19 protein-coding genes are annotated in these 23045 nt (G+C 35.8%); 12 read left to right on the top strand and 7 right to left on the bottom strand.

Translation table 11 applies throughout. From position 1 onward, the window contains the following. The first annotated feature begins 40 nt into the window (after positions 1 to 40). The 8 genes from D0T85_RS10660 to D0T85_RS10625 all read left to right on the top strand — a co-directional run bounded on the left by D0T85_RS10660 (position 41) and on the right by D0T85_RS10625 (position 11299). Positions 41 to 685, top strand: a complete 645-nt coding sequence (locus D0T85_RS10660; RefSeq protein ID WP_163213089.1) for an HAD family phosphatase — start codon at positions 41 to 43, stop codon at positions 683 to 685. Between the two features lie 71 nt (positions 686 to 756). Beyond that, a complete protein-coding gene (locus tag D0T85_RS10655; protein ID WP_255495695.1) occupies positions 757 to 1908 on the top strand; it encodes an MFS transporter in 1152 nt (383 codons plus the stop codon). A gap of 118 nt (positions 1909 to 2026) precedes the next feature. Further along, positions 2027 to 4360 (top strand): transglycosylase domain-containing protein, encoded by a 2334-nt coding sequence (locus tag D0T85_RS10650; protein WP_163213085.1) that lies wholly within the window; start codon positions 2027 to 2029, stop codon positions 4358 to 4360. A 25-nt stretch (positions 4361 to 4385) separates the two neighbouring features. After that, the gene (locus tag D0T85_RS10645) at positions 4386 to 4748 is read left to right on the top strand and encodes a 2-amino-4-hydroxy-6-hydroxymethyldihydropteridine diphosphokinase (RefSeq protein WP_239060695.1); all 363 of its coding nucleotides are present in this window, start codon (positions 4386 to 4388) and stop codon (positions 4746 to 4748) included. Further along, positions 4745 to 5500, top strand: coding sequence for a 3-deoxy-manno-octulosonate cytidylyltransferase (kdsB, locus tag D0T85_RS10640; RefSeq protein WP_163213081.1), 756 nt, complete (start codon positions 4745 to 4747; stop codon positions 5498 to 5500). The genes D0T85_RS10645 and kdsB overlap by 4 nt, the downstream gene beginning before the upstream one ends. Continuing rightward, positions 5500 to 6789: a pitrilysin family protein gene (locus D0T85_RS10635; protein ID WP_163213159.1), complete on the top strand. Its 1290-nt coding sequence runs from the start codon at positions 5500 to 5502 to the stop codon at positions 6787 to 6789. The genes kdsB and D0T85_RS10635 overlap by 1 nt, the downstream gene beginning before the upstream one ends. A gap of 80 nt (positions 6790 to 6869) precedes the next feature. Then, positions 6870 to 7982: an MORN repeat-containing protein gene (locus D0T85_RS10630; RefSeq protein ID WP_163213157.1), complete on the top strand. Its 1113-nt coding sequence runs from the start codon at positions 6870 to 6872 to the stop codon at positions 7980 to 7982. 221 nt (positions 7983 to 8203) lie between these two features. After that, the gene (locus D0T85_RS10625) at positions 8204 to 11299 is read left to right on the top strand and encodes a glycoside hydrolase family 2 TIM barrel-domain containing protein (RefSeq protein ID WP_163213079.1); all 3096 of its coding nucleotides are present in this window, start codon (positions 8204 to 8206) and stop codon (positions 11297 to 11299) included. Between the two features lie 124 nt (positions 11300 to 11423). Here D0T85_RS10625 and D0T85_RS10620 read toward each other — a convergent pair whose 3' ends face one another. Then, positions 11424 to 12104 (bottom strand): murein L,D-transpeptidase catalytic domain family protein, encoded by a 681-nt coding sequence (locus D0T85_RS10620; protein ID WP_163213078.1) that lies wholly within the window; start codon positions 12102 to 12104, stop codon positions 11424 to 11426. 201 nt (positions 12105 to 12305) lie between these two features. Here D0T85_RS10620 and D0T85_RS10615 point away from each other — a divergent pair, with 201 nt between their 5' ends. Beyond that, entirely contained in the window at positions 12306 to 13244 is a 939-nt protein-coding gene (locus D0T85_RS10615) for a ribose-phosphate pyrophosphokinase (protein ID WP_163213076.1), read from the top strand. Positions 13245 to 13482: 238 nt separating this feature from the next. Here D0T85_RS10615 and D0T85_RS10610 read toward each other — a convergent pair whose 3' ends face one another. From D0T85_RS10610 to D0T85_RS10595, 4 genes are all read right to left on the bottom strand, one after another. Further along, a complete protein-coding gene (locus D0T85_RS10610; protein WP_163213074.1) occupies positions 13483 to 14037 on the bottom strand; it encodes a DUF3332 domain-containing protein in 555 nt (184 codons plus the stop codon). A 98-nt stretch (positions 14038 to 14135) separates the two neighbouring features. Beyond that, positions 14136 to 14570 carry a DoxX family protein gene (locus tag D0T85_RS10605; RefSeq protein WP_163213072.1) on the bottom strand — a complete coding sequence of 145 codons (435 nt, stop codon included), beginning with the start codon at positions 14568 to 14570 and terminating at the stop codon, positions 14136 to 14138. A 404-nt stretch (positions 14571 to 14974) separates the two neighbouring features. Then, positions 14975 to 15865: a class A beta-lactamase, subclass A2 gene (gene bla / locus D0T85_RS10600; RefSeq protein ID WP_163213069.1), complete on the bottom strand. Its 891-nt coding sequence runs from the start codon at positions 15863 to 15865 to the stop codon at positions 14975 to 14977. 96 nt (positions 15866 to 15961) lie between these two features. After that, complete coding sequence (locus D0T85_RS10595; RefSeq protein ID WP_163213067.1) at positions 15962 to 16456, bottom strand: GAF domain-containing protein; 495 nt, start codon at positions 16454 to 16456, stop codon at positions 15962 to 15964. A 95-nt stretch (positions 16457 to 16551) separates the two neighbouring features. Between D0T85_RS10595 and D0T85_RS10590 the strand changes: the two genes are divergently transcribed. Both D0T85_RS10590 and lipB read left to right on the top strand, forming a co-directional pair. Beyond that, positions 16552 to 16866: a heavy-metal-associated domain-containing protein gene (locus D0T85_RS10590; RefSeq protein ID WP_163213065.1), complete on the top strand. Its 315-nt coding sequence runs from the start codon at positions 16552 to 16554 to the stop codon at positions 16864 to 16866. A 13-nt stretch (positions 16867 to 16879) separates the two neighbouring features. Then, the gene (gene lipB / locus D0T85_RS10585; RefSeq protein ID WP_163213155.1) at positions 16880 to 17545 is read left to right on the top strand and encodes a lipoyl(octanoyl) transferase LipB; all 666 of its coding nucleotides are present in this window, start codon (positions 16880 to 16882) and stop codon (positions 17543 to 17545) included. On the opposite strand, the gene D0T85_RS10580 is transcribed toward lipB, so the two are convergent. Together D0T85_RS10580 and D0T85_RS10575 are read right to left on the bottom strand one after the other, a co-directional pair. Next, complete coding sequence (locus D0T85_RS10580; protein WP_163213063.1) at positions 17525 to 18211, bottom strand: porin family protein; 687 nt, start codon at positions 18209 to 18211, stop codon at positions 17525 to 17527. The two genes, lipB and D0T85_RS10580, sit on opposite strands and share 21 nt — an antisense overlap. A gap of 22 nt (positions 18212 to 18233) precedes the next feature. After that, on the bottom strand, positions 18234 to 20006 hold the full coding sequence (locus D0T85_RS10575) for a LysM peptidoglycan-binding domain-containing protein (protein WP_163213061.1): 1773 nt from the start codon (positions 20004 to 20006) through the stop codon (positions 18234 to 18236). Positions 20007 to 20197: 191 nt separating this feature from the next. Between D0T85_RS10575 and uvrA the strand changes: the two genes are divergently transcribed. Next, a complete protein-coding gene (gene uvrA / locus D0T85_RS10570; RefSeq protein WP_163213153.1) occupies positions 20198 to 23044 on the top strand; it encodes an excinuclease ABC subunit UvrA in 2847 nt (948 codons plus the stop codon). The last annotated feature ends 1 nt before the right edge of the window (position 23045 follow it).

Raw genomic sequence — 23045 nt, 5'->3', positions numbered from 1 at the left:
AAATCATAGAACTTAGCGTTATAATTTAAAGATGCATAAAATGGAAAATCAAAACAAAATAGCAGCTCTATTCGATTTTGATGGAGTTGTTATGGATACAGAACCACAGTATACTATATTCTGGGACAAACAAGGACACAAATATTTGGATGAAATAGATTTTGGAAAGAAAATAAAAGGGCAAACCTTGAAACAAATCTTTGATAAATATTTTTCTGGTATGTACGAAGAACAGGATCAGATAACAAAAGGATTGGATAAATATGAGGAAGATATGACTTACGAGTATTTACCAGGGATTAAAGATTTTATAGGGGATTTAAAAGCAAATCATGTGAGAACTGCTTTAGTAACCAGTTCAAATGAAAATAAAATGAATAATGTATATCATGTTCATCCCGAAATGAAAGAATTATTCGACCATATACTCACAGCAGAATGCTTTACCCGTTCAAAACCCGATCCGGAATGTTTTCTTTCAGGAATGAAGTTGCTGGATGCCACTCCTGAAAATTCAATTGTTTTTGAAGATTCATTTCATGGACTGACAGCCGGAAGGGCTTCGGGAGCTACAGTTGTTGGATTAGCAACAACAAATACTAGAGAATCGTTAGAGGGTAAAGCTGATATCATATTAGATGATTTTAAAAGCATGACCTTTGAAAAACTAAAGCAGCTGGTATAATATAAATTATTGTTATACCTTTGCGCCCAATTTGTTCAGAAAATAGGTATTAATCTAAATCTCAACTAGTTATGTATTGTAATTTCCGGCGGCTTTATTTCGCCAACTTTTTTCTGTTTATTTCAATTTATATGCTGTTTCCAGTATTACCACTGGCAATGGCAAACCAGTTGGATATAACCATAACAGAAGCCGGTTACATTTTTATATCTATGATAGCAGGTCGTATTGTTGCTGGACCTTTTGTCAATTATCTGATAGATGCTTTTAAAAGGAAATACCTCTGTATAACGGCATTGATAACAGTTTTAGTAGCAACAATAGTTTATCAGGTAATTGATAATAAAGAAGAAGCTTTCTTTTTATCCTTTATTCAAGGTGTTGCTTTTGGGGTTATTAGCTCTTCACTTATCACTATCTCTATTGATATCACTCCATCCGAATATCGAAATAAAGCAAATATTATCTTGGGTTGGTCAACCCGACTGGGAATGTTTCTGGGTATAAGTATTGGAAGTTTCTTTTATCTTAATACCAATCTAACCTATACAGTATATGGAGCTTTGTTTTGTGGAGTAATTGCAATCCTTTATTTATTTCTGGTCAATATACCGTTTCGGGCTCCGATTGGTTCCGGCTTATTATCATTAGACAGATTTCTTTTGCCCAGAGGATGGGTTTTGATTATAAATATGATAATGGTTGCCTTTGTGCCAGGGTTGCTTGTACCTTTAATACATTTTAAAGCAGAATCATTACTAATGATTAATGGATGGAAAATTCCCTATTTTTTTGTAGTCATATTAGGTTTTGCTACTTCAATTCTCTTTAAAAGGTTTATCAATAAATCGAATGGAAAGGTAGCCATCTTGTCTGGTTTAACCTTGTTGGTGCTTTCGGTTTCATTTTTTATACTTTTTAATTCCATTTTGGGTTTAGCTATTTCAGGTGTTTTACTTGGCATATCCCTTGGCTTGATTACTCCCTTGTTTTTGATGATGTTTGTAGAGTTATCCAGTCATTGCGAACGAGCTTCTGCCAACAGCACAAATTTATTATCGTGGGGCATAGGACTAGCTATCGGATTGTGTGTTTCCTGCTATCTGAAAGATAATTATAGTTCCCTCATTGTGTATCAAACAGCTATGTTTTTTGCTTCTTTTGCACTTCTCTATTTTGTGATTTTTACTTATCCTTATTACTTGAAGAAAAAGGTTCGATAGAAAGTATCATATAAATAATGTGTAAGAATCCTTTCGTTTATTGGATGAAAGCAAGTTTTATGTTACTTTTGTAACTTGTTTATAATAAAACGCGTCATTCAATAAACGACTGATTATAATGATAAAGAAGATAGTTATAACCCTTTGGGTACTTTTTGCTATTGTTGTATTGGCATGTGTAGGAATCTTTGCAGCTATAGCTACTGGAAAAATAGGTTATATGCCCCCGGTAAAAGAACTGGAAAATCCCAATTATAAATTTGCAACCGAAATATTCTCGGCAGATGGTAATCTGCTAGGAACATGGTCATTAAGTACGGAAAATCGTGTTTATACAGGATATGATGAACTTTCTGCCGATTTGATAAAAGCACTAATTGCAACAGAAGATATTCGTTTTTCCGAGCATTCGGGTATTGATGCCAAAGGATTGGCAAGAGCTGTTGTAAAACGTGGAATCCTGATGAAGAAGAATGCAGGTGGTGGTAGTACTATTACTCAGCAATTATCTAAGTTGCTTTACTCTCCTAAAGCTGACGATTTTATGGAACGTGTACTTCAAAAACCTATTGAATGGGTAATTGCAGTAAAGCTTGAAAAATATTATACCAAAGAAGAAATTCTAACACTATATTTAAATAAATTCGATTTCCTGAATAATGCTGTAGGTATTAAAACAGCTGCACATACATATTTCAGTACCGACCCAAAGAATCTTAAAATAGAAGAAGCTGCTACCTTGGTAGGGATGTGTAAAAACCCCTCATACTATAACCCGCTTCGTTTTGCCGAACGCTCTAAAGGCAGACGAAATGTAGTTATTGAACAAATGGAAAAAGCAGGATATATCACCAAACAACAAAGTGATTCTTTACAAGCATTACCTTTGACATTAAAATATAATCGGGTAGACCATAAAGAAGGTTCGGCAACATATTTCCGTGAATACTTGCGTGGGGTTATGACAGCAAAACAACCTGTTAGAAGTGAATACAAAACCTGGCAGAAACAAAAGTTTTACGATGATTCAATAGCTTGGGAAACCGATCCATTGTTTGGTTGGTGTCAGAAAAACAAAAAGAGAGACGGCTCAAATTACAGTATTTACACTGATGGTCTTAAAATTTTTACCACTATTGACTCGCGCATGCAACAGTATGCCGAAGAAGCTGTTGAAGAGCATCTGGGAGATTTCCTTCAGGATCGTTTTTTTGCTGAGAAAAAAGGAAGATCAACAGCACCTTATAGCAGCCGGTTGAAAAAAGATGAAGTTAGTGCTATCTTAGATAGATCCATCAAACAAAGTGACAGATACCGTTCAATGAAAGCCGCCGGAGCATCTGATGCAGAAATAGAAAAAGCATTTAATACTCCGGAATCAATGTCTGTATTTACTTGGAAAGGCAATAAGGACACAATACTTACCCCATTAGACTCGATTAAATACTACAAACATTTCTTACGCGCCGGATTTTTGTCTATGAATCCGATGAATGGGCATGTAAAAGCTTATGTTGGCGGTCCTAATTACAACTATTTCCAATACGATATGGCAATGGTAGGGCGTCGTCAGGTAGGTTCAACAGTAAAACCGTTTTTATATACATTGGCTATGGAAAGCGGGTATACTCCATGTGATGTAGCAAGGCATGTAGAATATACACTTTTTGATGAAAACGGAACGCCATGGAGCCCCCGTAATAGTATAAAAGACAGATATGGAGAAATGGTTACACTGAAATGGGGGTTGTCACGTTCAAGTAACTGGATATCTGCCTATTTAATTGATAGATTAAATCCTTATGCGTTGGTAAGGTTGATTCATGACTTTGGAGCACAGAATCAGGATATTGTAGCCTCTCCTTCATTAAGTCTCGGACCATGTGAAATATCTGTAGGAGAGATGGTGGGCGCTTATACTGCTTTTGCTAACAAAGGCATCAGGGTATCTCCGTTATTTGTGACACGTATAGAAGACAATGAAGGAAATGTATTGGCCACATTCACTCCCCGCATGAAAGAAGTGATAAGTGTATCAAGTACTTATAAAATGTTAGATATGCTTCGTGCAGTAGTAAACGAAGGAACAGGTAACAGAGCAAAAAGAATTTATCAAATAAAAGCTGAAATAGGCGGTAAAACAGGAACCACTAATTATAATTCGGATGGTTGGTTTATTGGTTTTACTCCTTCATTGGTATCAGGTGTTTGGATTGGAGGTGAAGAACGTGATATCCACTTTGACACCATGACTAACGGACAAGGAGCAGTTATGGCCCTTCCCATCTGGGGGATTTACATGAAGAAAGTACTTGCTGATGAAACATTGGGATACGATCCGGAAGAAAAATTCCAATTCCCAAAAGGTTATTCACCATGTGGCCCCACTACACCTTCTTCTTCAGAATCGGAACAGTTCGAGCTGGGAGGTCTGGACGATTTATTTAACTAAAAACATGCATGTATATTTAATATGCATGGGCAGTAATTCAGGCAAAGAGGAAAAACTACTCTTTGCCAGAACACACTTAACACACTTATTCTCATCAATCATATTTGGTGAAGAAATTGAAACCAAGCCATTATTTATTGCTAATGATTCCCTTTTTTTAAATCAGGTTGCCAGATTTGAATCGGAACAAAATCCGGAAGAAGTTCGATGCCTAATGAAACAGATAGAATCTTCTGCAGGACGAACTAAAGAAGATACAGCCAGGGGAATAATAGCTTTGGATATTGATATTTTAATGGTTGATGATATTGTGCTTAAACCGGAAGATATGAAACGTCAATATGTGATTGATGGAATTAAAACAATATTAACGAAGACTAGAAAATGAAATTCTTAGCAATTATACCGGCCCGATACGCATCTACACGTTTTCCGGCCAAACCTTTGGCGGTTTTAGGAGGCAAACCTATGATCCAAAGGGTATATGAACAAGTATTGGGAGCATTTGAAGATGTATACGTAGCCACAGATGATGAGCGGATTGAAAATGTTGTATTGGGATTTGGTGGAAAAGTAGTTATGACATCATCATTGCACCAAAGCGGAACTGACCGTTGTTATGAGGCATATACCAAAGTTCCTGGAAATTATGATGTTGTGGTGAATATTCAGGGCGATGAACCTTTTATTCAGCTATCGCAATTGGAAACGATAAAAGAATGTTTTACCGATTCATCTGTTCAGATTGCTACTTTAGTTAAACCTTTTGCAGCCGAAGATGATATTGAAATGCTTGAAAATCCTAATTCTCCCAAAGTAATAGTTGATAAGAATATGAATGCACTGTATTTTAGTCGTTCAGTAATTCCTTATCAGCGTAATGTAACCAAACAAGAATGGCTTAAACATCATATCTATTATAAACATATTGGCCTTTATGCTTATCGTTCGGATGTGTTGAAAGAAATAACAACATTAGCACAATCATCATTAGAGTTGGCCGAATCTCTTGAACAACTGCGGTGGCTGGAAAATGGTTATAAAATAAAAACAGGAATCACACATGTAGAAACAATAGGTATTGATACTCCCGAAGATTTACAACGTGCCGAACTGTTTTTGAATCAAATAACAGAATGATGCCCGAACGTAAAACCCAACCATCGATACAACCTTTAGACAAAATCAATATCCAACACCCGGAGAAGATTGTAATGCCCAATGGTATACCTGTGTATGTTATTAATTCCGGTGAACAGGATGTTATTCGTATGGATATTGTTTTCAAAGGAGGAAGTTGGCAACAAGCTTACAAGCTACAAGCCCTTTTTACCAACCGGATGCTTCGTGAAGGAACCGAAAAATATTCGGCTGGAGAAATTGCAGAGAAACTGGATTATTATGGTGCATGGCTTGAACTATCCAGCTCTCTTGAATATGCATACATTACTTTATACTCGTTAATAAAGTATCTTCCTCAAACATTGGAGATTCTTGAATCAATAGTTAAGGAACCGGTTTTTCCGGAGAAAGAGCTTTCTACTTTATTAAAAGCCAATTTGCAGCAGTTCTTAATAAATTCTACCAGAGTTGATTTTATTGCTCACAGAAATCTGCTGTCTTCATTGTTTGGCGATCAGAATCCATGTGCCCGTTTGGTGAATGAAAAAGATTATGAAAAAGTAAACCGGGAAATGTTATGCGAGTTCTATAGATCATCCTATCACTACAAAAATTGCTCTATTTACTTATCAGGGAAAGTAACCGAAAGTACAAAATCACTTATTGAAAACTCTTTTGGAAAGGATAAATTCGGAAATGGTAATAATCAGATAAGCACTATCGATTATCCAATTAGTACCATTAAATCAAAAAGAATTTTCACAGAATGTAAGGATGCTTTGCAAAGTGCGGTTAAGCTGGGAGAATTTTCTATTCCTCGCCAACATCCCGACTATTTAAAGCTACGGGTATTAATAACTTTATTTGGCGGATACTTTGGTAGCCGTTTAATGTCGAATATTCGTGAAGATAAGGGATACACTTATGGTATCTCTGCCGGATTGTTCTTTTATCCGGGAACAGGTTTATTAACTATCAGTACTGAAACAGCTAACGAATATGTAGACTCTTTGATAAATGAGGTATACAGGGAGATTGATGTTTTGCAAACAACAAGAGTAAGCGAGAAAGAACTTTCAATAGTAAAAAATTATATGATTGGAGAAATGTCTCGAAGCTATGAATCTTCTTTAGGTTTGGCTGATGCATGGATTTTTATTCATACTTCGGGGTTGGATAATTGTTTTTTTGATGATTCGTTGAAAGCAGTAAAAGAAACAACTCCTACTGATTTATTGGATTTAGCATGCAAGTATTTAGATAAAGAAAACTTAAAGGAAGTTATAGCAGGAAAAAACTTATCTTAAAATTTTTGCAGAAGTCACGGATTTCAGTGATAAGTTATAACTTTGTCAAAAACAAAATGAATAAAATAAAAGAGAACAAGATGAAATACATATATACACTACTCGTTTGCATATTCTTTTCACAAATAGGATGGGCCCAAAAAAACATTAAAATAGGTACTTATAAATTTAAAGACGGCTCTGTATATACAGGAGAACTAAAAAGTCGTAAACCCAATGGTAAAGGAAAAACTGTTTATCAGAATGGAGATGTTTATGAGGGTGAATATGTGAAAGGATTGCGTGAAGGATTGGGAATTCACATGCTTTCCGATGGTGAGAAATATGAAGGTCAATGGTTACAAGATAAGAAACAAGGACAAGGTATCTATTATTTTTTGAATAATAATAAATACGATGGAGCGTGGTTCGAAGATCTGGAACAAGGAGAAGGCACCATGTATTATCACACCGGAGATACTTACAAAGGAGCTTGGAATATGGGAAAACGCGAAGGTACCGGAACATACACCTGGCGCAACGGTTCGAAGTATGTAGGCGAATGGAAAGACGACAAGAAGAATGGAAAAGGTACATATACCTGGGACGATGGAGCTAAATACGAAGGTCAGTGGAAAAATGATGTTCATAACGGAAAAGGTACTTTTCTGTACTTCAATGGTGATAAATATGTTGGCGATTGGTTAAATGGAGTACAACACGGAAAGGGTATTTATTATTTCAGTGATGGTGACCGTTACGAAGGAGCCTATAAAAACGGACAACGTACAGGTGCCGGAATTTATTATCATGCCAATGGCGATAAATATGTAGGAGAATTTAAAGAAGGTATGCAACATGGACGGGGTACATTAACCTGGGCACATGGAGCAGAATACGAAGGAACCTGGGTTGAAGATAAACCTGAAGGAAAAGGTAAATACCGGTGGAGCAACGGAGATATATATGAAGGTGAAATGAAAAATACTCAACCTGAAGGACAAGGTACCTTAACCCTAAAAGACGGAACCATATATAAAGGTAATTTTGTGAATGGTTTAAAAGATGGTAAAGGAGTAGAAATTGATTCCAATGGCGTACGCTATGAAGGAACCTTTAAACAAGGCATAAAAGATGGTCCGTTTGTTGAAACTGATAGTGCAGGGAAAGTTATTCGTGAAGGCTCTTACAAACAAGGACGATTAGGAAAGTAATAGAAGTAGTTGAATAAGATAATTGAGGTAGAGGAAGTAAAGTAGTTGAGTGATTTTTATACTTTACCTTCTCTACCTCATTTTATTTTACTAACTTCCCCGAAAATGAACGATTAACCAACCAAGTTGAATCAAATTTATACCATTAGTTAGCCATTTACAGTGTAATTTAGCCAACTGAATAACCTGTTTATACGAACTCTAATATCAAAATAAAAAAAATGAAGAGAACACTATTAATCTGTAGCCTTGCTACGTTAGGGCTTATGGGATTTGCACAATCCAATGAATGGAAGAATCCCGAAATCAATGCTGTTAACCGTGCACCGATGCACACTAATTACTTTGCTTACGAGTCTGTGGATACTGCCCAGAAAGGAGTCAAAGAAAAATCAGCTAATTACATGACCTTAAATGGTATATGGAAGTTCAATTGGGTAAAAGATTCGGATGGCCGGCCGCTTGATTTCTATCGTACCGATTTTAATGATAGGGGATGGGACAATTTAGCTGTACCGGCTCTTTGGGAATTAAACGGATATGGTGATCCATTGTATGTGAATACAGGTTATCCATGGCGTCCTGTCTTTCAGAATAATCCTCCTGAAGTACCTGTAACCGATAATCATGTAGGTTCTTACAGAAAAGAAATAACTATTCCGGCCAACTGGAACGGTAAGGAAGTTTTTGCCCATTTCGGTTCGGTAACATCTAATATGTATTTATGGGTAAACGGAAAATATGTAGGTTACAGTGAAGATAGCAAACTGGAAGCCGAATTTAATCTTACCAAGTATCTTAAACCTGGTAAAAACCTGATTGCATTTCAGGTATTCCGCTGGTGTGATGGAACTTATCTGGAAGATCAGGACTTTTTCCGTCTATCGGGTGTAGGACGCGATTGCTATCTTTATGCACGTAATAAGCAATACATTCAGGATATTCGTGTTACTCCGGATTTGGATGCACAATATAAAGATGGTACTCTTGCCATTGAAGTATGGATGAAAGGTGGAAATGTTGATTTAGAATTAACCAATGCGCAAAAAGAAGTAGTTGCTACAGCCCAGGTTAAAGGATCAGGAAAACAAACAGTAACAATGCAGGTTGCTAATCCGGCTAAGTGGACTGCCGAAACTCCTAATTTGTATACACTAACTGCACAATTAAAAAGCGGTAACAAAACATTGGAAGTAATTCCTCTTCGTGTAGGTTTCCGTAAGATTGAAATGACAAATGGTCAGATATTGGTAAACGGTCAGCCGGTATTGTTTAAAGGTGCAAACCGTCATGAAATGGATCCCGATGGCGGATATATAATTTCGCGCGAACGTATGCTTGAAGACATTAAGATAATGAAGCAATTCAATATTAATGCTGTACGTACCTGCCATTATCCGGATAACAACCTTTGGTATGATTTGTGTGATGAATATGGACTTTATGTTATAGCCGAAGCTAATGTAGAATCTCATGGTATGGGATATGGGGACAAAACGCTTGCAAAGAATGCATCGTATGCAAAAGCTCACATGGAACGTAACCAACGCAATGTTCAACGTAGTTTCAATCATCCTTCTGTTATATTTTGGTCGTTAGGTAATGAAGCCGGATTTGGTCCTAACTTCGAAGCTGCTTATACTTGGATTAAAGCCGAAGACAAATCTCGTCCGGTTCAGTATGAACAAGCACATGGAAATGAATTTACTGATGTGTATTGCCCCATGTATCTGGATTATAAAAGAAGTGAAGAATATTGCCAAAAGAATCCTTCTAAACCTCTTATCCAATGCGAATATGCACATGCAATGGGTAACTCACAGGGTGGTTTCAAAGAGTACTGGGATCTGATTCGCAAATATCCTAATTACCAGGGTGGTTTTATCTGGGACTTTGTAGATCAGTCTATTCGTTGGAAAAACAAAGACGGTGTAGAAATCTATGGATATGGTGGTGACTTTAACCGTTACGATGCTTCCGATCAAAACTTCTGCGACAATGGTTTGATTAGTCCGGACCGTGTTCCCAATCCACACATGTACGAAGTAGGATTCTATCACCAATCAATCTGGACAACACCTGTTAACCTGCAAACCGGTGAAGTTAATATATATAATGAAAACTTCTTCCGCGATTTATCCGGATATTATATGGAATGGCAATTGTTGGCTAATGGCGAAGTACTACAAACCGGAATTGTTCAGGATTTAAAAGTTGCACCTCAACAAACTTCAAAACTGAAACTTAATTATTCGTTAGAAGGCATTTGTCCATGCAAAGAAGTGTTGTTGAATGTTGCATATAAATTAAAATCGGCCGAAACTCTTCTTCCTGCAGGATATGTTGTCGCTAAAAACCAACTGATTGTAAAAGAATACAAAGCTGCTGAATTAGCTATTGAAAATGTAGCTTGCACTAATGTTGCAGTTGTTGCTCCTTATGTTGAAGAAAACGATAGATATTATCTGATAGTTAAAGGAGAAACATTCCGTTTAGATTTCACACGTCACAATGGGTTCTTGAGCCGCTATGATGTTGAAGGACAAAAACTAATGAATGATGCTGGTATGCTTACACCAAACTTCTGGCGTGCTCCAACCGATAATGATATGGGAGCTAACTTACAAGCAAAATACAGAGTATGGAAAAATCCGGAATTGAAATTAACTTCTTTGAAACATACTACAGATAATAATCTGGTAACTGTGACTGCCGAATACGATATGCCATCTGTATCAGCAAAATTATCTCTTACTTATGTAATCAATAATAAAGGAACAATTAAAGTAACACAGAAAATGACTACTGCCGGTAGCGATGTACCCAATATGTTCCGCTTTGGTATGCAAATGCAAATGCCCGAAAACTACAGCTATATTGATTACTACGGCCGTGGACCAGTTGAAAACTATTCGGATCGTAAAACAGTAACTGATATTGGTCGTTATCGTCAAACAGTAGAAGAACAGCCTTATGCATATATCCGTCCTCAGGAAACCGGAACTAAATCCGATATTCGTTGGTGGCGTCAGTTAAACAGAGGTGGTTTTGGTTTGGAATTTGTTGCTGATGCTCCATTCTCTGCTTCAGCATTGAATTATACTATCGAATCATTGGATGAAGGATTACGCAAACATCAAAGACACTTCTCTGAAGTAAAACCTGTTGATTATACCAATCTATGTATTGATAAAGTACAAATGGGATTAGGATGTGTAAATAGCTGGGGTACCTTGCCACTTGAGCAATATCGTATTCCTTATGGAAATTATGAGTTTAACTTTATAATTAAACCCGTAAAGAATAAAGTGAAATAAATATGTAGTATTAGTATAGAAAAAGCAGGTATCCATCACGGCTACCTGCTTTTTTTTAATATACAGTAAGAGATGTGTGTGTCAGAATTATTAAATGATTAACCTTACTGTAAACTGTGTGCATTCATGAGATTAGTGTACTTGCAACAAAATAGGTAGGATCATTAGCATAGATATAAATAAGTGAACCACCTTTAAGCAGGTTAATTATTGCTTTACTTACAGTTTGGGGTATTGCAGGACATCCTAAACTCCGTCCAAGTCGTCCGGTAGAGTTAATTGTGGCAATACTGGAATATGGTGCAGCGTGCATCACAATTGCTCGGGCTTTAGCCATATCATTGATGCCTTTTTCAAGCCCGTTGAGTACCAGCGAATAACCGTTTTTTCCGTTATAAGTATTTTCGGTCAGAAAGAATCCCAACGAACTTTTATATGAACCGTTTTTGTTCGAAAAAGATGTTGCATATAAATTACCACTATTACGCCCATGAGCTACCAGTGATTTATATAGCAATTCTTTGTTCTTTAAATCAATAACATATAAACGCTCTTCGGTTGAAGGTTTGGAATAATCAATGATGGTGATAATTTCCTTTTTCTTTTCTTCTATTTTATTGTATCCTGTAATGGCTTGTTCAAATAGATTGTAGCTCAGAATCTCGTTGAGATTCATTTCCTCATACAGTTTCCACGTATCGGGTAATTTCGGTAAAGAAAATACCTGATCATTCTGCTCGTTGAATCTTGGATGCGTAAATGGAATAATGGATAGAATTATAACACTAAAAATCAGTCTCCTCATATCAGCTTCATCGTTTTGGTAGATCAAAGTTATTATTTATTCTTGTTTTACTAAGATTTAACCCCGATTTATAACTTTTTTTTGTGACTTCTAACTTTAAAAAGATATATCTCTTTATTTTCTACAATAAGTCTTTGTTTAATGATTACAGATTTATACCTTTGCACGAAATTTAAAACCCCAAGGTAATTACTATTTAAAATGAGTAAAAAAGCGCCATTCATGGTATTCTCGGGCACTAAATCGAGATATCTGGCTGAAAAAATCTGTGCAGGTCTTAATTGTCCTTTAGGCAATATGAATATTACGCATTTTGCCGATGGAGAATTTGCTGTTTCCTATGAAGAATCGATAAGAGGTTCGCATGTGTTTTTGGTTCAATCCACTTTTCCTAATTCAGACAATCTGATGGAACTTCTCCTGATGGTTGATGCTGCCAAAAGAGCTTCTGCAAAAAGTATTATTGCTGTTATTCCTTATTTTGGGTGGGCACGTCAAGACAGAAAAGACAAGCCACGCGTTTCTATCGGTGCTAAATTAGTTGCCGATTTATTGTCTGTAGCCGGTATCGATCGTTTAATTACGATGGATTTACATGCTGACCAGATACAAGGTTTCTTTAATATTCCAGTAGATCATTTGTATGCTTCGGCAGTATTTTTGCCATATATCGAATCTCTGAAACTAGAGAATCTGGTAATTGCTGCTCCCGATGTTGGTGGATCGAAACGTGCCAGCACTTTTTCTAAATATCTGGGAGTGCCTTTGGTGCTTTGCAATAAATCGCGTAAAAAAGCAAACGAAATAGAATCAATGCAGATTATTGGTGATGTAGAAGGCATGAATGTAGTACTTATTGACGACATTGTTGATACAGCCGGTACAATAACCAAAGCAGCTGATGTAATGCTGGAAGCTGGTGCAAACTCGGTTAGAGCAATTGCCAGTCATTGTGTTATGTCCGACCCTGCATCGGAAAGAGTATTGAATTCTGGTTTGGTTGAAATGGTGTTTACCGATAGCATTCCTTTCTGCAAAGAATGTAATAAGGTAAAACAGCTAAGCATTGCTGATATGTTTGCCGAAACTATAAGACGAGTTATGAATAACGAATCTATTAGTACACAGTATATTATCTAAAAAAACACATCAAACGAAGGAATTGCAACTTCGTTAATTTACAGAAACACAGAGGTTGTTTTATTATTAAAATAACTCTGTGTTTTTTTATATCTTTACAAATATGGACAGTTTAAAAATACAGAGAGAAGAGGTATACTATCTTTGTGGAATTAAACAGAAAACCACAGATTTACTGATTATAACATGTAATTAGTAAATCTGTGGTTAATATTAATGTTTTTGATACAGCTTTAAATTAGCGTGCAGCAAAATAAATTTGATTCATTACATACTGACGTGCAGCCATAACTCCTTCTGCATCGATAGATACATTTAATGAAGTGCCTTCTGAAGTAAAGATTTGTGCAGTTCCATCTTCGTTAAACTGAATAAGTTCTTTATTGTAGTTTTCGGCAACTACATTCCAAGTATTGGTTTCTTGGTTATAAATAAGTTCAACAGGAGTTTCGCCTTCTTTCGAAATAGAATAGCCATTTTCAAGCGTTTCTACTAAAAAGTCTCCGTTTTCACCTTTTACCTTTTTAACTTCGCCTACATTAGCAAGTGGGTTATTACCACTCCAAAATTCAATTGAGTTTATTACCAAAATGTCTGCCAGATAAGAAATTTCATACACTGGTATTATGTAGAATGCAAAGAAAACCAGTTCGTTTACAAATTTATTATCACTGATTTCGTTATTCCAGGATAATAAACGATTTGAAAGAGAAAATGAACCAATGCACGAACTGAATAGAATAGAACAGCTAAGTACACATGCACAAATTAGCGACAATTTGTTTTTTTTCATAATTTTGTAATGTTTTGGTTATTAATTAGTTATGCGACTTTAACCTATAAAATAGATTAAATTAGGTATGCAAATATAAACAAATTATTATTTAAAGGTTATCTTCTTCTTTTATTTATTTCTTTGCCTAAAAAATAGTCTACAGAAAATTTACCCGGACCAGCTATAAACATTAGGATATAAACTGCCATATAAGCAAAAGCTAACTCTTTAACAGCAAATGGATCGCCTCCATGAATAACAAAGAAGGCCATTGCCATTGTAAATATCATTGGTATTGTAGCCAATCGGTACAGAACTCCAAATATAAAAGCAATAGCACAAACTAGTTCTGCAAAAATAGCTAAACCAAGTGATATAGCACTTCCAACGCCCAACGGATCGGCAAAGATTGTAGAAAGCTCACTCCAATTGCTCCATTTTTGTATACCATGGGTCATTAAGAGTATTCCGAAAATAATTCTTGCCGTTAGCAAGAGCATTGAGATACCTGTAGAAGCAGGTTTAGATGGAAATAGAAACTTTATAAACATATCGATATATTTTAAATTATTACTTAATAACAGCAAAATTGAAACAAAACTCCTCTACCAGGAAGTTTAAAAGTGTGAATTTGCCAGCACTGCCAACACACTGCCGCTTATTTGCCTGATTAACAGCTTATTAAAGCGTGCTGGCAAAGTGTGCTGGCAATTATATTTACACTTTGCCAGCACGCGAGATGTGCATGAAACAACTTGTTTCATTTTTATTTTGTACAGTGAAACAAGTAGTTTCCTATATAGAAAACCAACAGTTTCATGCATAGAAAACAAGTAGTTTCCTATATAGGAAACTGTTGGTTTCATACCGTGAAACCGTTGGTTTCCTACTGTGAAACTGTTGGCTTTCTACAGTGAAACCCTCATCTAAATCGCAAGGAAGTCGAAAGTACCTATTATATTCCCTGTTGAATGTAATTTTCAAATATTACACGCGATATGCGCGATATTATCTGCGCATTTGTTTCATCATTTTCTTTTGAATCTTTTATGAAGATAGCTACCGAATAACCGCTTCCATTGGGTAAGGTAACAAAACCTACATCATTATCGGCTATCTTTATACCTTGTGCATTTCTGGATGAGTTTCCGGTTTTATGACCAACAGTAAGATGCTCGGGTAATAAACCTTTTATTTTATTAGGTCCGGTAGTTGTTTCTATAAGAATGGTTTTCAGGTAATCATTATATTCGGGTGAAAACAAATTTTTCGCCCTGAATAATTCTACTAATTTTATAGCTTCCGATGGGGTTGTCCAGTTAGTGTAAACAGCATCCGGGTTTTCGGTCATGGCTTTTTCATTGCAACAGATAGCTATATTTTCAATACCAAGTCCTTTAATATAAGTTTCTACAGTTTCTGGACCACCTATATAGTCGAAGAGTATATCACAGGTATTGTTGTCGCTTTGCGATACTGTATATTTAAGAAGCTCCGAAATAGGAATTGTAATATTACCTTCTGGGTGTTTATCTCTCAATGGACTGTATGTGTTGGGCAATAAATCTTCCTTTTTTATGTGAATCTCAGTATTCATAGAAAGATTATTCTTTTCCATATAATCCAATAATGCCATAGCAACATGGAGTTTGTAAACACTCATCATAGGATATTTTTGATTGTCGTTAATTGTTAACTGACTCTTACCGTCAAAATTAACAGCTACACCAACAGTCGCATTTTTTCCTTTAATAATAGATAGAATTTGATTTCTTAGTGAGTCATGTTGGGCATAACCAGTCAGATAAAATCCAGATAAACAAATAAATAATAGTAAACGGTTCATAATCTATAATTAATATTTAATTCATTGTTATAATGCGGATAGCGTTATTTATAACAATCTTATTACTTCATTTGTTTACCTTGTGTGCTGGTAAAATCAGGCTAAAAACAGTGGCGATATTATATTGTAGCAAATTTCTTCCAGATATTTCTCATCGATATAGTCGAAAGTATTAAGTAATTCACTGTCAATATCCATAACTCCCCAAACATTATTATCGGGAGTGAACAGTGGAATTACAATTTCCGATTGCGACAATGAACTACATGCTATATGACCCGGAAACTGTTCTACATCAGGAACTACATATGTTTTCTTGTCTCTCCATGCGCTGCCACATACACCTTTTCCTTTTTTTATTCTTGTACATGCCAAAGGCCCCTGGAAAGGTCCTAATACTAACTCTTCTTCTTTCACAAAATAAAATCCTACCCAGAAAAAATTAAATGCTTCTTTAAGAACTGCTGTAACATTAGCAAGATTAGCAATCAGATCACTTTCGTGTTCTGTCAACGATTTAATTTGAGGCAATAAAGCAGTATATATTTTTTCTTTATCGTTTCCGGTTGGTATGTATAATTCTTCTGCCATAATAGTGATTTTTTCTGCAAACATAAACAAAATATTTGTTTGTACAATCTGAATAAAAGCTATATCTTTATAGGCTTTTAATTATAAAATATATTATGACTAAGAAAATATTTTTAGTAGTTATACTTATGACTTTTGTAGGTATAACTTCGGCTTTGGCAAAGGATATTCGTACTGCGATTTTTAAAGTAAACCAAATGGAATGCCAAAATTGTGAAAAGAAAGTTCGCAATAATATAAAATTTGAAAAAGGACTGAAGAAGATCGAAACCAATCTGGAAAATAAAACTGTAACAATAACATACGATGCAGATAAAACTACAGTAGAGAATATACAAGCAGGCTTCAAGAAGTTTAATTATGAAGCTAAGTTTGTTGAAGAATCCAAAGAGGGAGAAAATAAAAAATAACTCCGAAATATTCATGAATCTTTTCTTTGAAGATTGGGGTCTTATACCTTATAATGAAGCATGGAGTAAACAAACGGAGCTTTTCAACGATTTGATAGATAAGAAAATTGCTGGAAAACCATACAAGAACTATGTTATACTCTGTGAGCATCCACATGTCTATACGCTTGGCAAGAGTGGAAAAGTAAACAATATGCTTTTAGGTGAGGAGCAACTTAAAACAATAGGTGCAACTCTTTTCCATATTGACAGGGGAGGTGATATTACTTATCACGGCCCTGGTCAGTTGGTTTGTTATCCAATAATTAACATCGACGAAGCACATCTGGGATTAAAAGCTTATATTTACAAGTTAGAGGAAGCTGTGATTCGTATATGTGCATCCTATAATGTTTCTGCCGGCCGAATGGCAAATGCTACAGGTGTATGGTTAGATGTTGATAAGCCTACTGCACGAAAAATATGTGCTATTGGTGTGCGTAGCAGTCACTTTGTAACCATGCATGGATTGGCTCTTAATGTAAATACCGATTTAAAATACTTTAGCTATATTAATCCCTGTGGATTTATTGATAGGGGAGTAACTTCCCTGCAAAAAGAATTAAGCAGGGAAATTGATATGAATGAGGTTAAAGAGAGACTGATTGAGGAAATAGCGTTACTTTTTAAGATCAAATAAGTAGCTTACTCTTCCTAAAATAGTAGTGTGGGCAGAACGACTGAAAAAATCTTTTTTGGTGTTGTTGAATATATCTGCCAAACCGAAATAATACCTTCCTTCAAGAAGAAAATTCCCAGCTTTTGTACGTATTTCCAAACCTAATCCACCAACTATTCCATAATCAAACTTTTTTTCTGCATCCTTGTGATACTGTTCTATAATAGGGCGCTCTGTTGTTGAGGTGTCAGTAAATGGATCGCTAAACTTTTCACTCTCATTTAATAAAAAGGCTATTTGTGGGCCAAGATTTATAAAGAAACGTGCACCACGCTCTTTCCCAAAAGCCAGATGTGCAAGGAATGGAATTTCCAGATAATTCATACTGCGGCTGTATTCATCGTTCGAGTCATCTTCGATCAGCTCTTTCCAGCCTCTTTGTGTATAATTTAACTCAACTTGCAAACCGCAAATCATAGCAAAGTATTTTTCCGAAATATAGCGTGCTGTTATACCACCACCAAATCCCATTAAGCCACTTTGTTTAATTTTAGGTGTAAATGAAACATTACTATAATTTATTCCTCCATTAAAACCTATTGCAAAGTTATTACGCAACTCGCCTACTTGCGACATAGCTGGTAGGGTTATCATTATAATAAGGAGGAGAATATATCTTTTATACATATACTGTACATTAAATTATTGCTTAATCAAAATCCAGTTTGGTTAATTCGTAGTTCTTATCAAAATGAATGAAGAATACTTTTTTATTGATGAATCCACCCCAGTTATTTACTCTTTCGAATTTAAAACCGGTTTGAATAGATTGCACATCCATTTTTGAGATATTTGCTTCTAACCCAGTACCATACTTGGCCAGCCCACTTAAAAAGAAGAAACCTGTATCATAACCTAGCATGCCATATTTAGGATATATGTTAATCATTTCTTTAGAGTATTCTTTATGATACGAGTTAATGAAATTTATTGCTCTTGGCAACAAATTATTGGTGTAGAACGATGAATAGAAATAAGTATCCAATTCAAAGAAACTATTTAAATGATCTTTTGTATATGTTTGCCATTTAGGATATCCAAATAAACTTATTTGCTGTTTAGGATCTTTTGCCAACAACTCTAATGTTGGTAGAATCTTTACTAAAGTTTGATCGCTTTCCGAACTGGGAATAAAAATATTTTGCTTGTCGGATTTCAAAGAAGCCCTGAGAGTAGCCACATTCGAATTACCACTAAGTGTTTGAACTGGTATTTTTTGTTTGTTGAGTTCTGTTTTTAACCCAGTCAGGAAACTGGTTTTATCATCATCATCTTTCCCCATATCCAGAATGATAACGTTAGCATTACGGAAGTTGCGTACAAAATGTTCGTAAACTTCAGAGTATAAATAAGATTGTGGAGGGTTTATCTGATAGATCAATGGGTTTTGGTAAACTTCATCAATGCGCGACGAAACAGGTATAACCAAACGGATATTATTCTCATCGGCAAAGTCGGAAAGTGGCTTTACATGTTCCTGATAAAGAGGGCCAAAGATAATATCCATATTCTTTAATTCCGGTTTCTTTATGATGGCGTTAATAGAAGATTGTTTATTTCCTGAATTATACACATGAATATCCATCGAAACACCAACCTTTTTCAGCGAATCTACAGCCATAAGAAAACCTTCGTAATATTCAATCATTCTGGCTGCATCTGCTTGTTTGTCACCATCAATAATAAATGGAAGTATCAAAGCAGCTTTTATTGAAGCCAACTGGTGTGGAACTTCCTGATTTTCCTTGAATAGTTCGGTATTTGAAGGTATAACCAATGGTTCTTCGTCTTTATTAGTTTCCATTGGAGGGGCAGGGAAGGGGATACATAACAGTTGCCCTTTTTTCATTCCGTCTTTCAATTCCGGATTTGCAGTGATTAATTCTTCTTCCGATATATTATAACTGCGGCTAACACTAAAAATTGTTTCTTTGCGTTTTACCTTGTGCATTTCACGGCAGCGTGGAACAACTGCCGCAGGAATTTCTGGTGTAGGTTCAATTACTTCAACTTGTTGTTTAGCTGCAGGAATACGAATCACTTCTCCGGTTCTGAAATTAGCAGCACTAAGTCCAGGGTTTTCGTCGGTTATATCTTTAGCTGTTACATTATATATTTTGGTTATTCGATACAATGTTTCGCCTGCCTGAATAGTATGAAATATATCTTTGGGTGTTTCTTCTGTCTTTGGGGTTACTTGTGGAATTTTTAAAGTTTGGTCGGTGTATATCTTTTCTTCGCAACCCGGATTAAGTTTGATTATATCATTCTGGCTAACACCATACATAATTGAAATGGAATATAAACTTTGTCCTTTTTCTATTTTATGAAGAAAATAAGTAATATTTTCCTGTGCCTGAATAGTTATTGCATACAAACCACTTAGGAAAATAATGAAAAAAATTCTTTTTAAAGATTTCATTTATGATGCTTTATGATTATCTAATTAGTCTACTGTACAATCTCAAGGGCGCAAAGGTACAAATAAAGTAATAAAATTCTATACAGAATGCGTTAAGAACTTAAAAACTTATAAACTTCGACATATATAAGCCTAAAATAAAATTTTATTTCGAGTGGAAATTGTAATTTTGCATTAAATATTATTTGATGATGCAAGAGACAGAATATATAAACGTGTATGGTGCGCGCGTACACAATTTAAAAAATATTGATGCTGAGATTCCCCGCAATAGTTTAACTGTAATTACCGGATTAAGTGGTAGTGGTAAGTCTTCTCTGGCTTTTGATACCATTTTTGCAGAAGGACAACGAAGATACATTGAAACATTTTCGGCTTATGCCCGTAATTTTCTGGGTAATCTGGAACGTCCTGATGTGGATAAAATAACAGGTTTAAGTCCGGTTATATCTATTGAACAAAAAACAACGAATAAAAATCCCCGTTCAACAGTAGGAACAACTACCGAAGTTTACGATTATTTGCGTTTGCTATACGCCAGGGCAGGAGAGGCCTATTCTTATTTGTCTGGCGAAAAAATGGTGAGATACACTGAAGAACAAATCATTGATCTTATTCAAAAAGAATATGGCAACAAGAAAATCTATATTTTAGCTCCCCTTGTTAGGGCACGTAAAGGACATTATAAAGAATTATTTGAGAATATCCGCAAAAAAGGATATCTGAATGTTCGTGTAGATGGCGAAGTGAAGGAAATAAAGCATGGAATGAAGCTCGACCGCTATAAAAACCATGATATAGAAGTGGTTATTGACAAACTGGCAGTAAGCAAAAAAGATGAAAATCGCTTGAAACAAAGTGTAGCCATTGCTATGAAACAAGGTGATGGACTAATCATGATCCTGGATTTTGATACAATGGAAGTTCGTCATTATAGCAAAAGGTTGATGTCGCCTTTAACAGGTTTATCTTATAAAGAACCTGCTCCTCACAATTTTTCATTTAACTCTCCACAAGGAGCTTGCCCTAAATGCAAAGGATTGGGCGTAGTGAATCAGATTGATGTTGATAAGGTTATTCCGGATAAGAAACTTTCTGTTTATGATGGTGCCATAGTACCGTTGGGAAAATACAAAAACTCAATGATATTCTGGCAGATAGCTGCTTTGTTGGAGAAGTATGATACAACCCTTAAAACTCCAATGTCGAAATTGCCAGATGATGTAATTGAAGAGATATTATATGGATCTGATGAACGATTAAAAATTAAGAATTCTGTTTTAGGTACTACATCCGATTATTTTGTGACCTACGAAGGAGTAGTAAAATACATTCAGATGTTGCAGGAAAAGGATGCGTCGGCTACGGCACAAAAATGGGCAGAACAGTTTGCTCGAACTTCCGTATGTTCGGAATGTAAAGGAGCTCGATTAAATAAAGAAGCATTGCACTTTCGTATACATGATAAGAATATCTATGAACTGGCAAACATGGATATATCTGAACTCTATGATTGGTTGATGAATGTAGACCAATACCTTTCAGAAACTCAAAAGAAAATAGCAGTAGAAATATTAAAGGAAATTCGTACTCGTTTAAAGTTTCTTCTGGATGTAGGGCTCAATTATCTGTCATTAAACCGTAGTTCGGCTTCTTTATCCGGTGGGGAGAGTCAGCGTATTCGTTTAGCAACTCAGATCGGCTCTCAACTGGTAAATGTTCTCTATATATTGGATGAACCCAGTATCGGATTACACCAGCGGGATAATTTACGCCTTATAAACTCTTTAAAAGAGTTGCGGGATATTGGTAACTCGGTTATTGTGGTAGAACATGATAAAGACATGATGTTTGCTGCCGATTATGTAATTGACATGGGACCGAAAGCCGGACGTTTAGGCGGTGAAGTTGTTTTTGAGGGAACTCCTAAAGAAATGTTATCTACAAGTACTTTGACTTCACAATATTTGAATGGAGAAAAAGAAATAGAGATTCCGGCAAAACGACGCGAAGGAAACGGAAAAATTATCCGATTGAAAGGAGCCAAAGGTAATAATCTGAAAAATGTAGATGTAGATTTTCCTTTGGGAAAGCTTATATGTGTAACTGGAGTATCCGGAAGTGGCAAATCTACTTTAATAAACGAAACACTTCAACCTATATTGTCGCAAAAGTTCTATCGTTCGCTTCAAGACCCATTAGAATATGATTCGATAGAAGGACTTGAGTATATAGATAAGGTGGTAAATGTAGATCAATCGCCATTAGGTAGAACCCCTCGTTCTAATCCGGCTACCTATACCGGAGTTTTTACGGATATACGTAACTTATTTGTAGAACTTCCGGAAGCAAAAATCAGAGGATATAAACCAGGACGTTTTTCTTTTAATGTAACTGGTGGACGGTGTGAAGCTTGTTCGGGTAACGGTTATAAAACCATTGAAATGAACTTCTTGCCGGATGTATATGTACCCTGTGAAATTTGTCATGGTAAAAGATATAACCGTGAAACATTGGAAGTACGGTTTAAAGGGAAATCTATAGCTGATGTACTTGATATGACCATAAACAGGGCTGTGGAGTTCTTTGAAAATGTTCCTCAAATACTGAATAAAATAAAAGTTATTCAGGAGGTAGGGCTTGGATACATCAAATTGGGGCAAGCATCTACTACACTTTCGGGAGGTGAAAGTCAGCGAGTGAAACTGGCTACGGAATTATCGAAACGAGATACAGGAAAAACTCTCTATATTCTGGATGAACCTACTACCGGATTGCATTTTGAGGATATCCGGGTTTTGCTGGGAGTATTAAACAAACTCGTAAACAAAGGAAATACCGTTATTGTGATAGAACATAATCTGGATGTAATTAAAGCTGCCGACTATATTATAGATATGGGTCCCGAAGGAGGTAGAGGTGGTGGAGAATTACTTAGCTATGGCACTCCCGAAGAAGTTGCCCTCAGCACAAAAGGGTATACACCTCAATTCTTAAAGGAAGAACTGGGTATTGGCAAGAGTAAAAAGAAAAAATAGC

Source organism: Bacteroides sp. 519 (assembly GCF_010500955.1).
Lineage (GTDB): Bacteria > Bacteroidota > Bacteroidia > Bacteroidales > Bacteroidaceae > Bacteroides.
Note: the sequence above shows the minus strand (reverse complement) of the source record. Positions and strands in the feature narration are given on the sequence as shown.

Excerpts from the sequence above, each read along its gene's own strand:
- uvrA (WP_163213153.1), top strand. The coding sequence starts at position 20,198 with ATGCAAGAGACAGAATATATAAACGTGTATGGTGCGCGCGTACACAAT.
- D0T85_RS10580 (WP_163213063.1), bottom strand. The coding sequence starts at position 18,211 with ATGTATAAAAGATATATTCTCCTCCTTATTATAATGATAACCCTACCA.
- kdsB (WP_163213081.1), top strand. The coding sequence starts at position 4,745 with ATGAAATTCTTAGCAATTATACCGGCCCGATACGCATCTACACGTTTT.
- D0T85_RS10620 (WP_163213078.1), bottom strand. The coding sequence starts at position 12,104 with ATGAGGAGACTGATTTTTAGTGTTATAATTCTATCCATTATTCCATTT.
- D0T85_RS10650 (WP_163213085.1), top strand. The coding sequence starts at position 2,027 with ATGATAAAGAAGATAGTTATAACCCTTTGGGTACTTTTTGCTATTGTT.
- D0T85_RS10615 (WP_163213076.1), top strand. The coding sequence starts at position 12,306 with ATGAGTAAAAAAGCGCCATTCATGGTATTCTCGGGCACTAAATCGAGA.
- D0T85_RS10590 (WP_163213065.1), top strand. The coding sequence starts at position 16,552 with ATGACTAAGAAAATATTTTTAGTAGTTATACTTATGACTTTTGTAGGT.
- lipB (WP_163213155.1), top strand. The coding sequence starts at position 16,880 with ATGAATCTTTTCTTTGAAGATTGGGGTCTTATACCTTATAATGAAGCA.
- D0T85_RS10610 (WP_163213074.1), bottom strand. The coding sequence starts at position 14,037 with ATGAAAAAAAACAAATTGTCGCTAATTTGTGCATGTGTACTTAGCTGT.
- D0T85_RS10595 (WP_163213067.1), bottom strand. The coding sequence starts at position 16,456 with ATGGCAGAAGAATTATACATACCAACCGGAAACGATAAAGAAAAAATA.
- bla (WP_163213069.1), bottom strand. The coding sequence starts at position 15,865 with ATGAACCGTTTACTATTATTTATTTGTTTATCTGGATTTTATCTGACT.
- D0T85_RS10630 (WP_163213157.1), top strand. The coding sequence starts at position 6,870 with ATGAAATACATATATACACTACTCGTTTGCATATTCTTTTCACAAATA.
- D0T85_RS10575 (WP_163213061.1), bottom strand. The coding sequence starts at position 20,006 with ATGAAATCTTTAAAAAGAATTTTTTTCATTATTTTCCTAAGTGGTTTG.
- D0T85_RS10645 (WP_239060695.1), top strand. The coding sequence starts at position 4,386 with ATGGGCAGTAATTCAGGCAAAGAGGAAAAACTACTCTTTGCCAGAACA.
- D0T85_RS10625 (WP_163213079.1), top strand. The coding sequence starts at position 8,204 with ATGAAGAGAACACTATTAATCTGTAGCCTTGCTACGTTAGGGCTTATG.
- D0T85_RS10605 (WP_163213072.1), bottom strand. The coding sequence starts at position 14,570 with ATGTTTATAAAGTTTCTATTTCCATCTAAACCTGCTTCTACAGGTATC.
- D0T85_RS10660 (WP_163213089.1), top strand. The coding sequence starts at position 41 with ATGGAAAATCAAAACAAAATAGCAGCTCTATTCGATTTTGATGGAGTT.
- D0T85_RS10655 (WP_255495695.1), top strand. The coding sequence starts at position 757 with ATGTATTGTAATTTCCGGCGGCTTTATTTCGCCAACTTTTTTCTGTTT.
- D0T85_RS10635 (WP_163213159.1), top strand. The coding sequence starts at position 5,500 with ATGCCCGAACGTAAAACCCAACCATCGATACAACCTTTAGACAAAATC.